The sequence below is a fragment of the Planococcus sp. A6 genome (assembly GCF_028823615.1).
Lineage (GTDB): Bacteria > Bacillota > Bacilli > Bacillales_A > Planococcaceae > Planococcus.
In genome coordinates, this window is sequence record NZ_JAPEHT010000034.1 from 1 (window position 1) to 21,346 (window position 21,346).

General features: G+C 50.2%; 19 protein-coding genes and 1 pseudogene. 12 read left to right on the forward strand and 8 right to left on the reverse strand.

All coding sequences use genetic code 11. The features are described 5' to 3' along the window. On the reverse strand, nt 1-537 hold a 537-nt coding region (locus ON064_RS06990), incomplete at its 3' end, for a glycosyltransferase (RefSeq protein WP_274624216.1). 159 nt (nt 538-696) lie between these two features. Next, the gene (locus tag ON064_RS06995) at nt 697-1,542 is read right to left on the reverse strand and encodes an MBL fold metallo-hydrolase (RefSeq protein ID WP_274624217.1); all 846 of its coding nucleotides are present in this window, start codon (nt 1,540-1,542) and stop codon (nt 697-699) included. A 158-nt stretch (nt 1,543-1,700) separates the two neighbouring features. Between ON064_RS06995 and ON064_RS07000 the strand changes: the two genes are divergently transcribed. Further along, nucleotides 1,701-2,822: an NAD(P)/FAD-dependent oxidoreductase gene (locus ON064_RS07000; RefSeq protein WP_274624218.1), complete on the forward strand. Its 1,122-nt coding sequence runs from the start codon at nt 1,701-1,703 to the stop codon at nt 2,820-2,822. Between the two features lie 186 nt (nt 2,823-3,008). On the opposite strand, the gene ON064_RS07005 is transcribed toward ON064_RS07000, so the two are convergent. Further along, nucleotides 3,009-4,238 carry a helix-turn-helix domain-containing protein gene (locus ON064_RS07005; RefSeq protein ID WP_274624219.1) on the reverse strand — a complete coding sequence of 410 codons (1,230 nt, stop codon included), beginning with the start codon at nt 4,236-4,238 and terminating at the stop codon, nt 3,009-3,011. Nucleotides 4,239-4,465: 227 nt separating this feature from the next. Here ON064_RS07005 and ON064_RS07010 point away from each other — a divergent pair, with 227 nt between their 5' ends. The 3 genes from ON064_RS07010 to ON064_RS07020 all read left to right on the forward strand — a co-directional run bounded on the left by ON064_RS07010 (nt 4,466) and on the right by ON064_RS07020 (nt 7,120). Continuing rightward, nucleotides 4,466-5,755: an MFS transporter gene (locus ON064_RS07010; protein ID WP_274624220.1), complete on the forward strand. Its 1,290-nt coding sequence runs from the start codon at nt 4,466-4,468 to the stop codon at nt 5,753-5,755. A 105-nt stretch (nt 5,756-5,860) separates the two neighbouring features. Next, nucleotides 5,861-6,715, forward strand: coding sequence for an SDR family oxidoreductase (locus ON064_RS07015; RefSeq protein WP_121300960.1), 855 nt, complete (start codon nt 5,861-5,863; stop codon nt 6,713-6,715). 87 nt (nt 6,716-6,802) lie between these two features. Beyond that, the gene (locus tag ON064_RS07020) at nt 6,803-7,120 is read left to right on the forward strand and encodes a DUF5658 family protein (RefSeq protein WP_274624221.1); all 318 of its coding nucleotides are present in this window, start codon (nt 6,803-6,805) and stop codon (nt 7,118-7,120) included. A gap of 36 nt (nt 7,121-7,156) precedes the next feature. Here ON064_RS07020 and ON064_RS07025 read toward each other — a convergent pair whose 3' ends face one another. From ON064_RS07025 to ON064_RS07040, 4 genes and pseudogenes are all read right to left on the reverse strand, one after another. Further along, the gene (locus ON064_RS07025; protein WP_274624222.1) at nt 7,157-8,344 is read right to left on the reverse strand and encodes an MFS transporter; all 1,188 of its coding nucleotides are present in this window, start codon (nt 8,342-8,344) and stop codon (nt 7,157-7,159) included. A gap of 139 nt (nt 8,345-8,483) precedes the next feature. Next, nucleotides 8,484-10,849: pseudogene (locus ON064_RS07030) on the reverse strand (heavy metal translocating P-type ATPase). Nucleotides 10,850-10,915: 66 nt separating this feature from the next. Then, nucleotides 10,916-11,137, reverse strand: coding sequence for a copper chaperone CopZ (copZ, locus tag ON064_RS07035; protein WP_058381788.1), 222 nt, complete (start codon nt 11,135-11,137; stop codon nt 10,916-10,918). A gap of 46 nt (nt 11,138-11,183) precedes the next feature. After that, a complete protein-coding gene (locus ON064_RS07040) occupies nt 11,184-11,504 on the reverse strand; it encodes a metal-sensitive transcriptional regulator (RefSeq protein ID WP_058381787.1) in 321 nt (106 codons plus the stop codon). A gap of 285 nt (nt 11,505-11,789) precedes the next feature. On the opposite strand from ON064_RS07040, the gene ON064_RS18455 reads away from it, so the two are divergent. Next, entirely contained in the window at nt 11,790-11,969 is a 180-nt protein-coding gene (locus ON064_RS18455) for an Lmo0850 family protein (RefSeq protein WP_407951598.1), read from the forward strand. Here ON064_RS18455 and ON064_RS07050 read toward each other — a convergent pair. Beyond that, nucleotides 11,936-13,120, reverse strand: coding sequence for an FtsW/RodA/SpoVE family cell cycle protein (locus ON064_RS07050; RefSeq protein ID WP_101189506.1), 1,185 nt, complete (start codon nt 13,118-13,120; stop codon nt 11,936-11,938). The two genes, ON064_RS18455 and ON064_RS07050, sit on opposite strands and share 34 nt — an antisense overlap. Before the next feature lie 157 nt (nt 13,121-13,277). Between ON064_RS07050 and ON064_RS07055 the strand changes: the two genes are divergently transcribed. The 7 genes from ON064_RS07055 to ON064_RS07085 all read left to right on the forward strand — a co-directional run bounded on the left by ON064_RS07055 (nt 13,278) and on the right by ON064_RS07085 (nt 21,343). Then, nucleotides 13,278-14,048, forward strand: a complete 771-nt coding sequence (locus ON064_RS07055) for a hypothetical protein (RefSeq protein WP_274624223.1) — start codon at nt 13,278-13,280, stop codon at nt 14,046-14,048. 124 nt (nt 14,049-14,172) lie between these two features. Then, nucleotides 14,173-15,273, forward strand: coding sequence for a D-alanine--D-alanine ligase (locus tag ON064_RS07060; protein ID WP_274624224.1), 1,101 nt, complete (start codon nt 14,173-14,175; stop codon nt 15,271-15,273). Beyond that, nucleotides 15,257-16,615 carry a UDP-N-acetylmuramoyl-tripeptide--D-alanyl-D-alanine ligase gene (locus tag ON064_RS07065; RefSeq protein ID WP_274624225.1) on the forward strand — a complete coding sequence of 453 codons (1,359 nt, stop codon included), beginning with the start codon at nt 15,257-15,259 and terminating at the stop codon, nt 16,613-16,615. The genes ON064_RS07060 and ON064_RS07065 overlap by 17 nt, the downstream gene beginning before the upstream one ends. After that, the gene (locus ON064_RS07070) at nt 16,612-17,307 is read left to right on the forward strand and encodes an alpha/beta hydrolase (protein ID WP_274624226.1); all 696 of its coding nucleotides are present in this window, start codon (nt 16,612-16,614) and stop codon (nt 17,305-17,307) included. The genes ON064_RS07065 and ON064_RS07070 overlap by 4 nt, the downstream gene beginning before the upstream one ends. Nucleotides 17,308-17,644: 337 nt before the next feature. Continuing rightward, a complete protein-coding gene (gene cshA, locus ON064_RS07075) occupies nt 17,645-19,147 on the forward strand; it encodes a degradosome RNA helicase CshA (protein WP_121300968.1) in 1,503 nt (500 codons plus the stop codon). 152 nt (nt 19,148-19,299) lie between these two features. Then, nucleotides 19,300-19,779 (forward strand): PH domain-containing protein, encoded by a 480-nt coding sequence (locus ON064_RS07080; protein WP_121300969.1) that lies wholly within the window; start codon nt 19,300-19,302, stop codon nt 19,777-19,779. Beyond that, complete coding sequence (locus ON064_RS07085) at nt 19,772-21,343, forward strand: PH domain-containing protein (RefSeq protein WP_274624232.1); 1,572 nt, start codon at nt 19,772-19,774, stop codon at nt 21,341-21,343. The genes ON064_RS07080 and ON064_RS07085 overlap by 8 nt, the downstream gene beginning before the upstream one ends. The last annotated feature ends 3 nt before the right edge of the window (nt 21,344-21,346 follow it).

The window sequence follows — 21,346 nt, forward strand, 5'->3', positions numbered from 1 at the left end:
AACGTTCTCTCTGATCACTTGCTTTTCCGTATTGGTCGTCGCCAGGATATGGTCGCTATGCGAAAGCACTGTTTCTTCTGCTTTTTCGCGCCGTGCATCATGCGTGCCGGTCGCTTCTTCTTTTGCCCACCCGAGCGAGTGGGATGTATGGATATAAGGCAAACCGAATTCTTCTTTCAGTTTTTTACCGATTAATCCTGAAAGCCAGTAATGGGTATGGACAATATCATAATTCGAAAGCGGCAATAAGCGTTTCATCTCTGCATAGAATGCCGGCAGCATGGAATACATTTCATTTTTTGAAACGAATCCTTTAAAGCCTGCTTCTATACGAATCACACGGCAGCGTTCGCCGAAATGTTCCACTTGTGGGGCATTTTCATCGCACCAATGGGTTACGACATCCACCTGCCACCCTCTATTTTCAAGAGCGAGTGCCAGTTGCTTGACGTAATTGTTTTGGCCGCCTGCTTGTTTCCCGCCGAGCTTTGCCAAAGGATCTCCATGGTCTGATACAAAAAGCACGTGTTTAGTCATTGCCGTTCATCTCCGTTCGTTATTACCTCCCTCAGAAGAGCCGGGAGTGCATATTATATATACCCATATTTAGGGAATGCTAAACAGGATTTCTGAAAAGTTCCAAAACTTTTATTGTCAATAAAAAAAGAGCGCCAATGTAAGCGCTCTTTTCATTTTTCATTTGGTATGGACATACTTTCCATAAGATGGAACGGCGATATCCGGGAAATGATCCGCCAGCTCGACCAGTCCTTTCGCCAAAGCCGACCCTTTCATCGGTTTGCCGTGCCCAGTGGCAGCGAAAGAAGGTTTTAGGTCGACCAGTTTGGACACTGATTCCCATGCGGAGCGCCAATTGGTCGTTAAATACACCGGCGGGCCATGCACTTCTTTTTTCTGGCGAATCACTTTGTAAAGTGAATCCTGCTTGACCGTGACAAATGCATCCCCTGCGATCAATACACGGCCGACATCCTTGAAGAATGAGACATGGCCTTTTGTATGGCCGGGTGTATGGAGCCAACGCCAATTCGGTAAATCGGGAATGCTGCCGTCTGCCGGAAGCTCGACCAAATGCTCGGAAATATCGATGGCTTTTACCGGGAACGTCTTGGATATTTTTGCGACCATTCCGCCTTCTACAGTGGAGTCGGGCTCTGGATAATCTTCTTTTCCGGTCAAGTACGGAAATTCTTCAGGATGTGCATAGACAGGGACCGGATGTTTTTCAAGAATATCGATGAGTGCGCCGACATGGTCGAAATGGCCATGCGTCAGCAAAATTGACTGCAATTGCTGGTCCGGGCCGAAACGTTTTTCAGCTTCCTTTAATATCTTTTCGGCGGAATGCGGCATGCCAGCGTCCACCAGTACCCAGCGCGGACTGATAGAGGGGTTTCCGATCAAGAAAACGTTGGAGATTTTAGTCGTATAGCAATACGTATCCGGAGCGATTTCGATGCCCGAGCCGCTGCGGATCGATGTCATCGGCATGATTGCCTCAGTTTCAGTGCTGCGTTCCATAAACATTGATTCCTCCTTAAGATTCGTCTATTGGATTTTCTTCATATGACTGCTTTACCCAAAATGAGGATTTCCAATCCAGCCCAGCACAATTTGAGTCTCCTGCTGTGATTCGTTAGAATGGAAAGAAGATTGTCAAGGAAGCAAGGTGCAGAAAAATGAAATCAATCATTATCATCGGCTCCGGCATCGTCGGGGCAAGCGCAGCGTATTACGCAGTAAAAGCAGGTAACAGTGTCACATTGATCGATCGGGCGGACCGCGGCCAGGCGACAGGCGCGGCAGCAGGTATTGTCTGCCCGTGGATCTCGCAAAGGCGCAACCAGGCTTGGTACCGTCTCGCTTCAAACGGAGCTGCTTATTACCCGGTTCTCATTAAAGAACTCGAAGCGCTAGGGGAGAAAAAGACCGGCTATAAGCAAGTGGGCATCGTCAGCATTCACGAAGAATCGAAACTCGACAAGATGGAACAGAAAGCGCGCGAACGTCAGGCGGGATCTCCCGAAATGGGGGAACTCGAACGATTGACGCCGGAACAAACGAAAGACAGATTTCCATATGCGGGTGATCGCTACGGCTCTTTATATGTGAGCGGGGCGGCGCGCGTCGACGGCGGGGCGATCCGTGATGCACTTATCCGTTCCGCCAAGCGATTAGGCGCCAAGTCTATCCAAGGTGACGCCAAGCTGCTGATAGAAGCGGGACAGGCGACAGGCGTGGAAGTGAACGGGGAGAGATTGGCTGCAGATCGCATCATTTCTGCCGGGGGCGCGTGGGCTGCGGAGCTGTTCAAACCGCTCGGGCTTCACTTGAAAGTCGTTCCGCAAAAAGCGCAGATTTTGCATTTGCAATCCGCCGACACGGGAACAGGCGACTGGCCGGTTGCGATGGTGCCGTTTGGGCAATACATCGTGCCGTTTGAGGACGGGCGCATCGTCGCAGGTGCGACACACGAGAACAATACAGGTTTCGACGACAAACTGACCGCCGGCGGCATTTTTCATATCTTGGAGAAGACCTTGGACGTCGCGCCAGGGCTTGCTGCAGCTGAGTTCACGGGAGCCGCGACCGGGTTTCGCCCGGCAACACTGAGCGCCTTGCCGTTCATCGGGCAAGTGCCAGGGCAAGCGCAGCTTTTCGCCGCCAACGCACTCGGCGCATCAGGGCTTACGGCGGGACCGTATCTCGGCATGCAGCTCGCGAAACTTGCCACTGGCGAAACAACCGACCTCGACATTGGTTTATATGATATTAAAGAAGCTTTCGAAGAAATTAAATAGAAAAAGGCAGGAGACCAGGGTCTCCTGCCTTTTCTGCATTCAAGAATCAAAGCCCTGTCTCAATAATTGAAGAAGCGTTTCCTCGTGAATGCTGTTGCTTACTAATGCAGAGCATTGCATCGCAAAGATAAGCTCTCACGTAGTTCGAGCTCATCTTTCCTGCCATTTTTATATGGACCTTGATGATCAGTCCGCCTTGCCCCAGATTTTTCGGTGTGTCTCCAAAATAAACTGTTTATAAGGCAGGTCCGGCATCGGTTCGATTAACTCCTTGGCCTTCTGGGCGTATGTTTTCGCTTGTTCATGATCGCCTAATTGTTCGTAGATCAAGGCCATATAGGCTTCTTTCTCATAGTGCATCGATAAATCATACGGGTGGTGGATGAAACTGTTCATGCGGTGTTGCTTGAAGCAGTCTAGCGCTTCCTCAATCCGAGCCATGCCGAAAAGTGCCTTGCCTTTTTCGAGGAAATAAAAATCCTCTTCATCCAGCAGATTGCGTGTTTCCTCGAGCAGCTGGTCTGCCTTTTCGTATTCATGAGTGAAAGAGTTCAAGTAGTGGATTTCGATGGCATTGGCGTAGGCGTTGATTTCCGGATCATCCGAAAATTCCGCGAAAATTTTAAGTTTCCCCACATAATAATCTTTGCGTTCCAAATCTCCTGCGAGCAAAGCTTCAAAACCGGCAAGCCGGTAAAGCGCATTGATCTGGTAGAAAATCTGATGTTTCCTGGAATATTCAATCGCCTCTTCCATCAAACGGCGGGCATTCTTTTGATCGCCTGTCGCGGAGTACAGGATAGACTCATAATAATCGAAGTCCAGTTTTTTTAGCGGATCCAAAACGCCGCTTTGTTCTTCGATGGTTTTCCGCGAAGCCTGTAACGATGCCAAAGCTTCTGTGTACTGGTGTTCAGTGAATTTCATTAACGCTCGGAACATATGAAGATCAGCGACAGAATTAATCAAATGCAATTGTTCATAAATCGCTTCCGCCCGGTCGAACGCTGGTTTCCAATCGTAACGTTTCGTTTGATAGCAGCAGCGGCTGTAGATTTCAAGCAGCCGCGCCGATTCGTAGCGGAACGGCAATTTCTCTACGTAAGGATGAATGCGTTCTGCAATTTCCTCAAAGCCCGACATCATCTCGTCGCTTGTGCCCGAAACGTTCCGGCGCTTTTCTTCAATTTCATCGAGCAAAGCGCGAAGCTCCGCGGTTGGCATCTCCTGGAGCAATTCATTGCGCTCGATCCCAAGCCGCTCCGCGATATAGGAAAGGCTCTCCATCGACGGATTCGCTTTGTTGTTCTCGATCAAACTGAGCATACCCTTCGACAGTTGATCTCCCGCAAGCGCCTGCAAAGTCAGACCTTGCTGTTTTCGTATCTGTTTAATCCGTTCCCCCAAAGATGCCATAAACTCACCTGCTTTTTTCGTATATTTAGTGGCGCCATGCTTTCATGCATGCGCCGATTCTTTTGAAAATGTGATCTTCACTTTCATTGTAAACCAGCTGGATGCCACGCGCCGGAATGGAATTAAAAACATAGTTTAATTATATTAAACTTTTGCTTGTAATGCGAATAAAAGCGTGATATATTTTGTTTAATTAAATTAAACTTATTGAAAAGGGAGCGAGTAACATGAACGAAGCGGGTAAAATCAAACAGGCTACGTACCATCTGTATACGTTCACCATCAGTAAACTGATTTCCACATTCGGCAGTTCGGTTTACGCATTCGGCATCAGCCTCTACGTCCTGGCTTTGACCGGTTCCGCCGCCAGTTTCGCCATCAATTTGATCTGCAGTATTCTGCCCCGGACCTTGTTTGCGCCGTTTGCCGGTTATGTCGCGGATAATTACCCGAAAAAAGCTGTGGTGCTGCTGTCTCAGGCAGCGAGCGTCTTATCCGTCGGCGGGCTATTGCTCTACAGTATGTCGAACGGCTTGTCGCTTGCAGCGATTTACACGGCGACCGCATTGATTTCCGTCAGTTCCATGTTCACAAGCGTCGCCTTTTCATCTTCCATTGCCAATTTGATCGACCCGGACCGTATCCAAAAAGCGATGGGCTATAACCAATCGGCACTTGCCATCGCCACGATCGGCGGGCCGGTCATCGGCGGCATGCTGTTCGGCTTTGTGTCGATGAACGTTTTCCTGTTGATCCAAGTGATCGCCTATGCGCTTGCTGCGGCACTCGAAGCGACGATGAACTTCCGGCTCTATACAAGACGCGCCGAAACGGAGTCTGCGGAAGACAAACAAGGCGTCTGGCAAGGCATGAAAGAAGGCGCTGCCTATCTGCGAAAAAACCGCGTCATCACCGTCATTGTCACGACGGCTGTCGGCTTGAATTTCTTCTTCTCCGCCTTGATGATTGGCTTGCCGTTCATCGCCGTCCAGCAATTAAAAGTGCAAGCCACACATTTCGGCTTTATTGAAGCGATGATTGCGCTCGGCATGCTGCTGGCATCGATTTATTTTTCGGTGCGCAAGGAAGTCAAGTTCCCCCTGCAATTTTCCAAGCGCGCCATCATCGTCATGTCGCTGCTCCTTGCAGCGGTCGCCCTGCCACTTGTTGCCGGCTTGTCCTATTGGGGCAATGTCATCTACTTGCTCGTCTTGATGCTGGCGTTCGGCATCTCTAATGTTTTCGTCAACACACCGATTGGGGTCATGATGCAAAAAGACGTTGACGAAGAATACCGTGGCCGCGTCTTCGGCATCTTGGAATCGATGGCGATGGCCATGATGCCGCTTGGCTATTTGCTGTTCGGCTTGCTCTATGACTTGGTGCCGGCGCAATATGTGTTATGGGCTTGCAGCCTATGCCTCTTAATCTTGACGGCTTACAGCATGCGCCCGGCCATCATCCGCGAAGCCTATCCGGAACTTGCGGAAAAACCGCTTGATAACGTATTGTCCTGAATCCAAAACAATTGTTTTTTGCGTCCAAGCGATTCCATGTTTTAGGAGAACGCGGAAAGGGAAAAGCGGAGGAGATATAAAATTCGAGAAAGGTGGAGATGCTCGATGAAAGACAAAGTGGAAAAAGTGCCGGCGCAGCATCAGGAACGCCAGCCTGGATTTGAGAATGAAATGAAACCGCACCCGGATTTCCAAGGGAATCTGGCGGGTGCCTCGCAGCGTTTGCCTGGCAAAGCCGCACTCATAACTGGCGGCGACAGCGGAATCGGCCGCGCCATTGCCGTCGCTTTTGCAAAAGAAGGGGCAGATGTAGCAATTTCCTATTTGGATGAACACGAAGATGCCGAGGAAACGAAGCAGCTCGTCGAAAAAGAGGGGCGCAAATGCCTGCTCATCGCTGGAGATATCGGCGACGAAGCGTTTTGCAAACAAGTCATTTCTCAAGTGATCGAGAAATTCGGGAAACTCGATGTGCTGGTCAACAACGCCGCAGAGCAACATGTACAGGAGTCTCTAAAGGACATCACAGCAGAGCAACTGGAGAAAACATTCCGCACCAATGTCTTCAGCATGTTCCACCTAACAAAAGCGGCACTGGATCATTTGAAACCTGGTGCATCGATCATCAATACGACGTCGATTACAGCATTCCGCGGCGAGCCAAGCTTAATTGATTATTCGTCTACAAAAGGCGCGATTCTGGCATTCACCCGCGCCTTGTCCGGATCGCTCGCAAAAGAAGGCATCCGGGTTAACGGAGTCGCACCCGGCCCGATATGGACACCGCTCATCCCGGCCTCCTTCCCGGCGGAAGAGGTCGAAGGATTCGGAAGCGGCACGCCGCTCGGGCGGCCAGGGCAACCCGATGAACTGGCTCCAGGATATGTGTATTTGGCTTCAGACGACTCATCGTACGTGACGGGCCAAGTACTTCATATAAATGGAGGCACGCCATATTAAGCATTTTCAGGCATTCGATCAGTCCAATTGATCGAATGCCTTTTTTATCCATAAAAAATTAATTTACGGGGAGGAGAGGTGCGTGACATGTCCGAACAATTGAGAACGCCGCTAAAGAAACCGATCTGGACATTGGCTGTGTTGAATTTAGCGGATGGTTTTTTGACTTATTGGGGGCTGCTTGCGGGAGCGATCGAAGAAGCGAATCCTTTGCTCAGCGGATTGCCGCCGCTTGCGATCTTTTCGGTTAAGCTGTTGTTGTCCGCCTGCCTTGCCGCGTTCCTCTTCACCCCGCTCGTGCGGCTCGAGTCCCGGGTCTGGCGCTATTTACTTCTGGCTGCCAATTTCGTCTATGCCGGTATTTTGTCGCTCCATGTCATCTGGATCGCTTTATTATATCTATGAAAAAATCCCCGGACAGCCGTGCTGTCTGGGGATTTCCTATGCCGGGTTTTGGCCGGCTTGTTGTTCTGTATAGCGCAACGATTTTTTAGAAGCTTTGAACAGGACGATCAAGATGATGCTGAAAATGGCCAATCCGCCTGAAAGATAATAGATGGCGCCGGATTGCATCGTGAGCAGCCACGTGAAAAACAGCGGGCCGATAATGCGCCCGAGGTTGTCCATCGAGTAAGTCATGCCGGCCGCTGTGCCGTATTTGCCGCCCGCTTCTTTCGAAGTGAGCGAGACGAGCACGGTGCGCGCGAGGGCATTGCCGGCAGTGAAGATGCTGAGTGCGACACCGGCAAACACCAAGCTGGTCGTAAACGGCAACAGCACCAAGCCTAGCGCGGTGACGATCTGTGCGCCGATGATCCATTGCGTCTCGGTGCCGTTTTTCACACGGCGGACAACGCCGCCTTGAATCGCGGCATCCACAAAGCCAGAGGCCATGAACAAATAGCCGAGCTGGAGCGGGGTAATTTGGATTTGGTCAATCTGGAACAATTGGAACGTCGACTCCAAGCCCGCGAGCAGGAACGTCACCATGAAGGAGAACAGGAACAAATAACGGATGCGATAATGCCAAAGTGTGCTGGCGCCTTTTGGCAACAGCTTGCGTTTGACTGCTTCGCCTTTGCGGACCGGTTCTTTCAAGACGATGCTTGCATAAACCATCAATAATAGCACAAGGGTAGCTGAAGCGGTGAATGGCAAGGATAAGGAGACCGCACCGAGCAAGCCGCCGATCGCCGGCCCGAATATAAAGCCGAGCCCGATCGACATGCCGAGAAGGCCCATGTACTTATTGCGCTCTTCATCGGTAGTGATATCCGCAACATATCCCGTGACGGCTGTATAAAGCGCACCCGAGAACAAGCCGCCGATAACGCGAGACATGTACAGCAGGATAAGATTATCGAGAAACAGCGAGAACAGGAAAAAACTGAGCGCGAATCCGGCAAGCCCGACCAAGATCAGTTTTTTGCGGCCGGTGCGGTCGGATAACCTGCCCCATAACGGCGCGGTGAAAAAGGACGAGAGGGCATATATTGTAATTAATCCTCCGACGTGGATGTCCGCATAACCTTGCTGGACGATCACTTCAGGGAGTATCGGAATGATTAGGCCGAAGCCAAGATAGACGAAAAACTGGACGGACATGAGCAATAAAATGGTTTTCTTCATAAAGGAATTCCTGCTTTCTGCAAAGACTGGTGTTTTCATTTTACTCTTGTTTGCCACTCAGAACAACGGCAGCCGAAAAAAGATGGACAATGAAAAAGCTCCCGCTTGCCTGATGGCAGCCGGGAGCTTTGGGAATCGTTTACTTATTTAATTTCACGCGCTGCAAACGCAATGCGTTCATGACAACGGAAACGGAACTGAACGCCATCGCGGCGCCTGCAAGCCAAGGGGCCAGGAATCCGGCAGCAGCAATCGGAATGCCGACCGAGTTATAGGCGAGCGCCCAAAACAGATTCTGCTTGATGTTGCGGACGGTCAGGCGGCTCATGCGGACGGCATCCGCGACGCGCATCAAATCGCCTTGCATCAAAGTGATGTCGGCTGCTTCCATGGCGATTGCAGTGCCAGTGCCCATAGCCATGCCGATATCGGCAGTCGCAAGTGCCGGTGCATCGTTCAAGCCGTCTCCAGCCATCGCGACTTTGCGCCCTTGCTCTTGCAGCTTCGCCACGTGTCCCGCTTTTTCAGCCGGCAGGACACCGGCGACGACTTCATCGATGCCGACTTGTCTGGCGATGGCATCGGCGGTGCGCTGCTGGTCGCCGGTCAGCATGACGACGCGCAGCCCCATGCGTTTCATTTCTTCGACGGCGGCTTTTGCAGAATCCTTGATCGTGTCAGCGACAGCGATAAGGCCCGCGTATTTTCCATCGATGGCAATGAACATCGCGGTCTTGCCGTCTTGTTCCAATCGTTCGGCCGCTTGTTCGTCCACTGTAATGCCATCGAGCAAGCGGCGGTTGCCGATCCAAACATCCTGGCCATCGACATGCGCTTTGATGCCATGTCCAGGAACTGCTTCAAATCCAGTGACTGCGAGCCCTGCAGCTCCGAAATCTGCAATTGCCTGTGCAACGGGGTGCTCGGATTCGCTTTCTGCGCTGGCAACAAGCCGTTTGACTTGTTCGGCATCGACATCCGGCACTGGGATAAAGTCGGTAACAACCGGTTTGCCGTTAGTGATGGTACCGGTCTTATCGAGCACGATCGTATCGATATGCTTTGTCGTCTCCAACGATTCTGCCGTTTTGAACAATACGCCTTGTTCAGCGGCGCGTCCAGAACCGGCCATGATCGACGTCGGTGTAGCAAGCCCCAGCGCGCACGGGCAGGCGATGACAAGAACGGCGATCGTGCTGGTCAACGCCGCCCCAAAATCTCCAGGGGCGACGAGGAAGTACCAGATCAAGAACGTCACGATTGCAATGCCGACGACAATCGGAACGAAAATGCCCGAAATCTGGTCAGCCAGGCGTTGAATCGGCGCTTTCGATCCTTGCGCCTGTTCGACGACGCGAATGATATTCGATAATACGGTATCTTTACCGATCTTATCGGCGCGCACTTTCAACGAACCATTGGCATTGACGGTCGCAGCATATACTGCGTCGCCCGCCGACTTATCGACCGGCAGGCTTTCACCGGTCAGCATCGATTCGTCAACGGCAGAACTGCCGGAGACACTGCGCCCGGTTTGATTAACAGGATATCGCCTTCTTTGACGTCTGCGATCGCCACGCTGATGAATTCTTCGCCGCGTTCGACGAGCGCATGCTGCGGCTGCAGCTTCATCAGTTTCTTGATGGCGTCGGACGATCGGCCTTTCGCGCGCGCTTCAAATACTTTGCCGAGAACGATCAAGGTGATCAAGACGGCGCTCGTTTCGAAATACAAGCCCATATTATGGCCCATGCCTAGGTTGGCGAGGACCAGGTAGACGCTGTAGAAATAGGCGGCCGAGGTACCGAGTGCGACCAATACATCCATATTGGCGCTTTTGTTTTTCAATGCGAAATAGGCGCCTTTATAGAAGGTCGCGCCGACCCAGAATTGCACCGGTGTCGCGAGCGCCCATTGCACGAACGGATTCATCAGGAATTCCGGGACGTACATCCAGGACGTGAACGTGAAGTGGCTGAACATCGTCCATAGGAGCGGCAACGAGAAAGCGGCAGATATCCAGAATAGGCGGGTCTTTTTCTTGATTTCCTGTTCCTTGTAATCGGTCGCTTCCTGTTGGTCCTGCTCGAGCACGGCATCATAGCCGAGCGATTGGATTTTTTGAACGAAAGCTTCAGGCGTTAAGGTTCCCGGGCTGTAGACAACGTGGCCGCTTTCTAGTGCCAAGTTAATCGTCGCGTCTTCAACGCCGTCCATTCGATTCAGCGCCTTTTCAATGCGCGCCGAACAGTTCGCGCATGTCATGCCTTGGATCGAAAAGTCGACTTCTTCTTGCTGGATGCCATAGCCGAGCTGTTCGACTTTTTGATGCAGATCGCTCAGCTTGGATTGTTCATCATCGAAATTGACCGATGCTTTTTCAGTGGCGAAATTGACCGTCGCCGACGATACGCCAGGGAGCTTCTCTAAGCCTTTTTCGACTCGGTTTGCACAAGCTGCACAGGTCATGCCGGTGATCGGCAATTCCGTTTGCTTAGTAGCCATGTATAATCCCACCTTCATACCTTATAGGGGTATATTGTTTTGAAAAAAATAACTGCGTTTCCGCAGTTATTCGCTTAATGCCGCTACATCATAGCCTTGATCTTCAATAGCCGAGGCGATTTGCGCGACATCGACATTCGCGCTGTCATATGTGACATCCACTGCGCCTTGCTCGAGTGACACATCGACTTTTTCAACGCCGGACAATGCGCCAACGCTTTCTTCTACGGATTTAACACAATGTTGGCAGCTCATGCCGCTTACTTGCAAATGAACTTGTTCTTTCATGAAAAATTCCTCCTTGTTATAAGGTAAGCGAATCGCTTCCTTTATATTATTTCCTCATCAGCTTTTGAAAAGTGACGAGCAGTTCATCCAGGATCTCTTCGTCGCCTGAAGCGAGGCGGTCTTTGACACAGCCTTTTAAATGCCCGTCGAGCAGCACTTTCGTCACGCTGTTCAATGCGGACTGGGTAGCTGCCAATTGCGTGATGATGTCATCGCAATAGACATCCCGGTCCACCATGCCTTTGATGCCGCGCACTTGCCCTTCGATGCGATTCAGCCGATTCGTCAAATCACGTTTGACCGAAGGAGGATGGTGGCTTTTTCTGCAGGCATCTGGGGATGGCATTTCTTCGATTGCTTCACTCATTCAAAACCCCTCCAATTATTCGGATAGCGAATCGTTCACCGGCTTGATCCAATCGATAAGTGAACAGTTTCGATTACACCCCGAGTATACCTTAAGGGGGTATGAGCTTCAAGAGATTAACTCAAGCTTTGCATTTGTCATCAAATTGATACGTTTGAAACTCTGAAATGATGGTATTATATACGTAGATAAAGAAAAGTCAACTATTTCGAACGGAACAGTCACATCAGCGAGATCTGCACACGTCCAAATAGCAACAACTACTCCCCGAAGAGGTGATTATGGATGATTAAAAATGGAGAGATCCGCAACATTGTATCAAACCTTGCAAAACTTGGCGTCCAAGCGAAGATAACAAAATCCCGTGTAGAGCTGAGCAAAACCCTGTCATTGCCTCAGCACGCCCAATGCGCCGGAGTTTTTTATTTTGCTTATGAATTTTGGCTTGAGCGGTCGAACATGTAGTTCTTGTGATGGAACCGCATGCTGAATACGACGCCGAGCGCCAGCATATTACCAATTAAGGAACTGCCACCGTAGCTGATGAAAGGAAGCGGAATTCCGGTGATCGGCAGCAATTGAATTGTCATGCCAATATTCTGGAAGACGTGGAACGTAATCATTGCGATGATACCGGCGCACACATAGGTGCTGAAAGTATCTTTGAACTGGATTGTGATTTTCGTCAAATGATAAATGAGCATGAAGAACAAAATAATGACGGCGCTTGCCCCGATAAAGCCGAAGTCTTCCGAGATGACGGTAAAGATGAAATCGGTGTGGTTCTCCGGCACATACACTTGGCGGCCTTGATAACCTTTTCCGAATACTTCTCCGGAACCGATCGCATTCAAGGCAGCGATCAAGTTATAGCCGCCCGATTCCGCGTAGGAATAGGGATCAAGCCACGTGTAGATCCGCTCGAACATATACGGCTTCAAACCGAAGCGCCCGAGCAATTCCTGCATATTGAGCGTCATCCACAATAAGGTGACGCCGATGAGCGCAACGCCGCCAAAGCTTGGCAAGATGATTTTCCACGAGATTCCGGAGACGACTACAATGGCCAATGTAATGGCGATGAACACGAGCGCCGTTCCAAGGTCGGGTTGCAACAAAATAAAGCCGAGCGGTACAGCGAGCATCGCCGCAATTTTACCGAGCAATAATAAATCGGTTTTGATGGTGCTCAGTAAATGATGTTCATGATGCGAAGAAATCATTTTTGCGAGCGCTAAAATGTAGAAGGTTTTCATGAACTCGGCTGGCTGGATATTGACGAATGGCGTGTGGAACCAAGCTTTTGCGCCATTGATCGGTTGTGCGATCTGGCCTTGCCCGTCCGGTGCGATCATCAAGGCGAATAAGAGCAAAATGCCCGCTCCGTATAAATAATACGCCATTTTCTTGTATTGATCGGTATCGAAGTACATCAATACCGCGATCATCCCTGCGGACACGATATAGAATAGCGCCTGGCGCGGGACGAAATTGGTCAAGTACTGCCCCGAAGTCTGTGCAGAAGAGATCGCGACCAAGCTGACGATGAAAAACAGGAACAATATAAAGGTGAGCGACCAATCGAAACGATCGGAAAAGCTCTTGTTAGTTTGCATATCAATTCACCCATACTTTTCTTAATCTATAACGCCCATCATTATACAGCATATGCCAAACTTGTGCGCATGCAAAAAGTAATGACGATTTGAAAACAGGAATGTTTCCTAACGGGCGCCTAAGCCGTATAATGGGATAGGAAATGGAGTGGGGCACATGGAGAAAAAGCCGTTGAAGACGGATTTTTACATACAGCATTTATATATCTATGTGAGCGAAGCGGACCGGATGGCGCTTTTTAGCGGTTTTGGCTTCGGGCATTTTCTCGAAGCGGTCGACATGCCGGAGAATCTTTTGCTTTTGAAGCATCCGTATGAGGAAGCTTCTTTTAATATGCACACCCATCTGGACTTCGCAACAAGAGAAGAATACAGTCAATTGAAAAGAGCCCGCTCTAACCGGAAAAGTGAGTTCTGCTGGGTGGATTTTCGAAGCGAAAAGCAATTGAATTCACTGACTGCGCAGGAGCAGGCGGAACTTCTCTACTTAGGGCATAAAAAAGAACCGGTGAAAAGCCCATTCTTCACGACGCTGCAAAACGAGTATGTATATTTGGCGGGCGAGGAAAAGGAATGGACCAAGATCTATTTCCGGCGCATGGAAAAGCTCGGTGCATTGATCGCCAATCATTTTACGCAAATCATCCGCAAAGAAACGAACGGCCAACATTTTTTCCGCCGCCGGATGAAGGACTTGATACCGGAGTTACCGAAAGAGCAATTCCATAAATTGCGCATGGACATGGGCGAAGGGGTGCTGCTGTCGCTGGCTGACCCTGAAAAAACGAAAAATACGATTGAACTCCACGTCCGGACCGTCGGCGAGATCGATTTTATGGATGAGTTCTGGGAAGATCTCGGGGAAACGATCCGCAAGCCGCTATCGGGACGGATTGTCTACGACCGAAAACAAAAAGGCTGGAAATGATACCTGGTAAGACGCGGGTATCATTTTTTGTTCGGGCGATTTTACAGCCGCTGACAAAAAGATTTTTCGGCTGACAACGTTCGTGATAAACTAAGCAATATGCAAAACGAAATGAGGGTCACTAATGAAAAAACGAATTGGACTTTTATACGGCGGCAAATCCGCTGAACACGAAGTATCGTTGACAACAGCGAGCGCATTCTCAAAAGCGCTTGATTTTGATAAATACGAAGTTTACCCGATCTACATCACACAAGAAGGCGAATGGCGAAAAGGCACTCCTTTAGCTGGGCCTGTTTCTTCTATAGAAGAGCTTCAAATCGAAGGGGAAGCGGAACGTAAAAATGATATATCCAGTTTCCTTCCAAATGGCCAAGAGCCGGCGCTCGACGTCATCATCCCGCTGCTCCACGGGCCGAACGGAGAAGACGGCACTGTACAAGGTTTGCTCGAAGTGATGAATTTGCCGTATGTCGGAAACGGCGTTCTTGCCTCATCAGCGGGCATGGACAAAGTGGTCATGAAGCAATTGTTCGAACAAGCCGGTCTGCACCAGACGCCTTACGTCTATTTCCTGCGCCGCGATTGGAAAAACAGCCAGGACCAATGGTTGGATAAGGTCGAGCAGAAGCTCACATGGCCAGTATTCGTCAAACCGGCAAACCTCGGTTCAAGTGTCGGCATCAGCAAAGCCGAATCGCGCGAAGAACTGATTGCCGCGGTGGAGGAAGCACTTAAATTCGACCGGAAAATCGTCATCGAACAAGGCGTTGTCGGCCGTGAAATCGAAGTCGGCGTGCTCGGAAACGATGAGCCGGAATGCTCGGTGGCAGGCGAAATCAAACCGTTGAAAGCTTTCTATGACTATCAGGCAAAATACAAAGACGGCAACACGGCGATGATCATCCCTGCAGAACTGCCGGAAGCGGTTTATGCAGAACTTGTCGAGTCCGCAAAAAAAGCGTTCAAGATCCTCGACTGTACGGGACTCGTGCGCGCAGACTTTTTTGTGACAGATGGACATGAGATCATCATCAATGAAGTCAATACTTTGCCGGGCTTTACACCGTATAGCATGTTCCCGCTGTTGTGGCAGCATACCGGCCTTGAGTATCCAGACTTGATCGAGAAACTTATCGCGCTTGCTATTGAACGTTTTGAAGAAAAACAATTATTGCAATTTAAAATGGATTGGGTGGGGAGAACCGATGAAAAAAACGATTGAACAGATAGCCGATTGGCTGGACATCAAGACGAATTTAAAAGGGATTGAAGTGACTGGCGTGTCGATCAATACGCGGACGCTGAAGCCGGGCGATTTGTTCATTCCGTTCCGCGGCGAAAATGCCAATGGGCATAAATATGTCCGCTATGCGATCGAAGCGGGGGCTGCCGCTGCATTATGGCAGAGCGACGAACCGGAGCCGCCGTCCGATTTGCCTTTATTGATCGTTGACGATTGCGAAAAGGCATTGCAGGAAATGGCGCGCGCTTACCGCAATGAATTGAAGGCGACCGTGATCGGCATTACCGGATCCAACGGCAAAACCTCGACGAAAGATCTGGTCGCGAGCGTCTTGAAGCCATACTATAAAGTCCAGAAAACGCAAGGCAATTTCAATAATGAACTCGGGCTGCCGCTGACGATCCTGTCGTTGGATGAAGACACCAAATACGTGGTCCTCGAAATGGGCATGAGCGGCTTCGGGCAGATTCAATTCTTGTCGGAGCTTGCACGCCCGGACTACGCGGTCATCACCAATATCGGCGAAGCGCATATGCAGGACCTCGGATCGAGAGAAGGCATTGCCGAGGCGAAGTTCGAAATCGTCGCCGGGCTCGAACAGCATGGCAAGCTTTTCTACGACGGCGATGAGCCGCTATTACTGCCGTTTGTGGAAGATTTCACACAAGCGGTATCGTTCGGCTTCGGCCCGGACAATGAATTAAGCGTGACTGATATTAAAGCGACCGAAGACGGCAGCAGTTTCTTGGTCAATGGCATCATCGACGCGAAGTTCGCCATCCCTGTGCTTGGCGAACATCAGGTAAAAAACACCTTGCCTGCAATCTTGATTGCCCTAGAAGCCGGATTGACGGAAGAAGAAATCCGCCGCTCGTTGAAAAATGCTGCGCTGACCGATATGCGCATGCAGCTGGTCCCAGCTGATAACGGTGCGGTCTTCATCAATGATGCGTACAACGCGGCGCCGACTTCCGTAAAAGCGGCACTGAACTTTATCCGTGAGACGACAATGAAAGAAACGAAATGGGCAGTGCTCGGCGACATGCTGGAACTTGGCGAACACGAACAGCGCTTCCACGAGGAGCTGGCAAATTCGATCGGCCCGGAACTCGAAGGCGTCTGCTTGTATGGCCCGCGCATGAAATGGCTGTATGACAAACTGGTCACTTCTTATGAAGGGAAATTATTGTGGAGCGAAGACGATTACGGCCCGATCATTGACCTTTTGAAGAAAAACGTCAAGAAAGATACAGCTGTCCTCGTCAAAGGTTCGCGTGGCATGGCGCTTGAAAAAGTCATCGAACCGTTCACTGGCCAATGAAAACCGGCGTCTTGTGCATCCATGGGTTTACCGGCGGGCCGTTTGAAGTCGAACCGTTTGCCGATTACTTGAACGAGCAGACGGATTGGGTCATTGAAATTCCGACATTGCCTGGGCATGGCGAAAAGCTTGAACTCGGTGAACAAAGTGCGGAAGTTTGGATGATGGAAGCGGAGCTGGCACTGAAACGCCTGAAAGCGAAAGCTGACCGTGTCATCATCGTCGGCTTCTCGATGGGCGGGCTGATCGCGCTTTACTTGTCGATGCGTTATAAAATCGACCGGCTTGTGTTATTGAGTGCGGCCGTGAAATACATCAGCCCGGTGCAGATCCGGGAAGAAGTTCGGGAAGCGATGCGCGATGTGCTAGGCAGGCGCATCAATCAAAATGCGCTGTACCATCTATATGAATATAAATTCCGCAATACCCCAATTCGTTCAACGATCGAGTTCCTGCGCGTCGTCAAAACGGTCGAACCGTATTATCATTTGATCGATGTACCGGCGTTTATCGTCCAAGGCGAAAAGGACAGTGTCGTCCCGCCATCTGCCGCACAGCATATATATGACCACCTTGGTTCAGGGGAAAAGCATCTTTATCACTCGGAGACCGGCAAGCATTTGATCTGCTATAGCGACGATGCCGCCGAATGGTTTCCGAAAGCCTTGGAATTCATGCGTCAGGGACAGTAAACTGATAATTGGAACCTTTGCATATCAATTGCATGTGCAGGTAAAGCGTGTTATTCTGTTTAGAGCAATGGATACATTTTTGAGACACTCTTCCTTCGTGAAGAGGTTTTTTTTGAGCATAAACGGTTTGTTCTACTTAATGGGGAAGACAACCCCCGCTGTGCAGACCGCTCGGCAACGACCGAGCTTTTCCTGTTCACACATCCCCTCTGACTTAAAACTCCAGAGCATGATTTTCGACGTGAAAGTTCTTAATAAAGGCTCGACCTTGTCATAAATTCATCTAAAATGTGTACCATTTGTAAATAAGATGAAGACAAAAGGAGATTGAAAAAATTTGGTTAAATTTACAGAATTAAACATCAGCGAAACAACATTGAAATCCGTAAGACGTATGGGCTTTGAGGAAGCGACACCTATCCAGGAAGGCACAATCCGCCTGGGCATGGAAGGCAAAGACATTATCGGGCAAGCACAAACAGGTACTGGTAAAACAACCGCTTTCGGTATTCCGTTGATCGAGAAAATCGACACACGCGACGGAAATGTGCAAGGTTTGGTCATTGCACCGACACGCGAATTGGCGATCCAAGTTTCTGAAGAACTTTACAACCTAGGTAAAGACAAAAACGTGCGCATCTTGTCCGTATTCGGAGGCCAGGAAATCGGCCGCCAGATCCGCGCTTTGAAAAACCGCCCTCAAATCATCGTCGGCACGCCTGGTCGTTTGCTTGACCACATCAACCGCCGCACGCTGAAACTTGAAAACGTCAATACACTCGTGTTGGATGAAGCTGATGAAATGCTGAACATGGGATTCATCGAAGACATTCAGTCAATCATGTCGAATGTTCCTGAAACCCGTCAGACGCTTCTGTTCTCTGCAACAATGCCGGATCCGATTCGCCGCATCGCAGAAAAATTCATGAAGACACCTGAAATCGTTAAAATCAAGTCGAAAGAAATGACTGTCGAGAACATCGAGCAGTTCTATGTGAAATCCGTAGAACGCGAGAAGTTCGACATCCTTTCCCGTTTGTTGAACGTTCAACAGCCGGAACTTGCAATCGTCTTCGGACGTACGAAGCGCCGCGTCGACGAATTGGCGAAAGCTTTGAACCTCCGCGGTTACCTTGCAGAAGGAATCCACGGCGACCTTAGCCAAGCGAAACGTATGTCTGTTTTGAAGCAATTCAAAGCAAACAAAATCGACATCCTTGTTGCAACTGATGTAGCAGCACGCGGTCTTGATATCTCAGGCGTATCACACGTATACAACTTTGATATCCCACAAGACCCTGAAAGCTATGTTCACCGTATCGGCCGTACTGGCCGTGCAGGCAAAAAAGGCGTAGCCGTAACGTTCGTTACACCACGCGAAATGGGCTACTTGTCAATCGTTGAAAGAACGACGAAGAAAAAAATGGAAGCTCTAGTTCCTCCAACTGCTGACGAAGCGGTTATCGGACTTCAGCGTGTTGCGATGGAACAATTGGAAACAATGACCGAGAAAAACAATCTTGGCAGCTATCGTGAACTTGCAACAGAAATGTTGGACAAGCACGATGCAGTTGATTTGATTGCAGCAGCACTTAAAACGCTGACGAAAGATCCGGAAGATGCTCCAGTCCAAATTACTGAAGAGCGCCCATTGCCATCACGTGGCGGTGGCGGCTACAAAGGTAAAGGCGGCGGACGTTCATCCGGCGGCGGATATAAAGGCAAAGGCGGCGGCGGACGCTCGTCTGGTGGTGGCTACAAAGGCCGTCGCGAGTCATCAAGCTCAAGCCGTCCTTCAGGCGGAGGGCGTCCAGGACGCACTCGCCGTCACGAATCCTAAAATCCAATCAATAAGATAACAAGACGGAGAACCGGCAGCAACTGTCGATTCTCCGTCTTTTTTGTCGTTTCGGAATAAGGTACAATGAAATGAAACGTTCCGGTTCATGAAACGTATAGATGAAGAGAGTACTCTTGATTGGAGATGACATAATGAACCATCAACCGAAAAACCGGATCTCTCGAAAAGGGCTGACTGTCTGGCGCCTCTATGGAATGATCGAGACAGTGGTCGTCGCAGTGCTGTTGGCCGGTGTAGGCACTCTTACATATTTTTTCGACTGGCCAAATTGGATCTATGCCGCAGCGGGCGGATTATTAGTGCTGTTTGCTTTTCTATTCGTTTATTTATTCCCGAAAATCCGTTGGGAAAGGTGGCGCTACGAAGTGCGCGACCAAGAAATCGAATTGCAGCACGGCTTGTTCATCGTCAAACGGACGCTTGTGCCGATGGTCCGCGTCCAGCATGTCGACACCGAACAAGGACCGATTCTCCGCAAATATGACCTGTCGGAGATCTCCATTTCGACTGCGGCGACAACCCATACCATTCCAGCATTGATTACGGAAGAAGCGGATGAACTGCGCTCCCGTATTTCCGTGCTCGCAAGGGTGGCGGAAGATGATGTCTGAGACGCGCTATAAACTGCATCCGATTTCAGCACTCATTAATTTCTTGAAAGGCTTAAAAGAATTGATCTTGCCTTTCGTTATTATCTTCGGCGCAAACTTATTCCGCGAGGACGGGATCTCGGGCATGTTCAACCAAGGCTGGCAAGGTTTATTGCCGCTACTCATCGGCGGTGTTGTCCTGCTGTTTATGCTGATTGCCGGCATCATCAAATGGAAACGCTTTGTCTATTGGTTTGAAGATGGGGAGCTGCGGATCGAATACGGGTTGTTCGTCAAAAAGAAACGCTACATCCCGTTTGAGCGCATTCAAAGCTTGAATTACACGGAAGGGATTTTCCACCGGCCGCTTGGGCTTGTTAAAGTCAAAGTCGAAACTGCAGGATCCGGAAAAGCGGGGCAGTCGGAGGCAGAACTGACCGCCATTTACCGTGCGGAAGCCGACCGTATCGAACAGGAAATGCATATGGCGAAGCGTGGCTATGCCACACAAGCCGAGGCGGCTGGCGAAAAGCTCTACGGGCCGGCCGAAGCCGAGCCGCCGCGCGAAGAGCCTGCGGAAGAACAAGCGCGTGTCTTGTACCGGATGAGCATGAAGGAATTATTGGTGCTCGCCACGACTTCCGGGGGGATCGGCGTCGTCATTTCCGGTGTCGCTTTATTCCTGTCGCAGTTTGCTGAATTGATTCCTTACGACGCAATCTACGAAGAAGTCATGCTGTTTATGCGTTTCGGCTATCTAGTCGTTGCATTGACCGTATTTGCCGGGCTATTGCTTGCGTGGGTCATTTCGGTGGCCATGACACTCATTGCCAATTATCAATTCACCATCCATGCTGATGATGAACGGATCTACATTACACGCGGCTTATTGGAGAAGAAAAAAGTCTCTGTGCCGTTCAACCGCGTGCAAGGCATTAAAATGACGCAAAACCCACTGCGCCAATTATTCGGCTATGTCAACGTCACGGTCGAAAGCGCTGGTGGGACCTTGGCTGATAAAGATGAAAAGATCCGTTTGTTCCCGCTCGTGAAGCAAGAGAAGATGAAGCCAGTCCTGGATGAGCTGTTTCCGGATTTCGACTGGTCACCTGAATTGATCCGCTTGCCGAAAAGAAGCCGCCCGTTCTTTTACCGACTGTCGATCGGCTGGCTCGTTCCGATATTCGCGGCGCTCGGCTATTTCTTTTATCCTTATGGCTTATGGGCGATTGCAGTCGTGCCGGTCATCATTGCAATCGGCTTGTGGCAGCATCGTTCGGCGGGTTACGCCATTTCAGGGCGCCAATTGACCGCGCAGTTCCGCGGCATTAGCCTGCACCGCTTTTACATGCTGAAAAAACGCATCCAAGTAGTCGTGGTGACACGGACGATTTTCCAGCGTCGCCGAGATGTCGCTTCTGTCCATGCAACAATCAAATCTGGCATGCTCGGAGCCACTGCGCTTGTTCCCAATTTGGCACGGGAAGATGCCGAACGCATCCTGGCCTGGTATGAGCCGTCAAGGCAGCGCCAGGCAATCGATCAGGAACCAACGAAAAACCCTCAACCGAATGAACTCGGCTGAGGG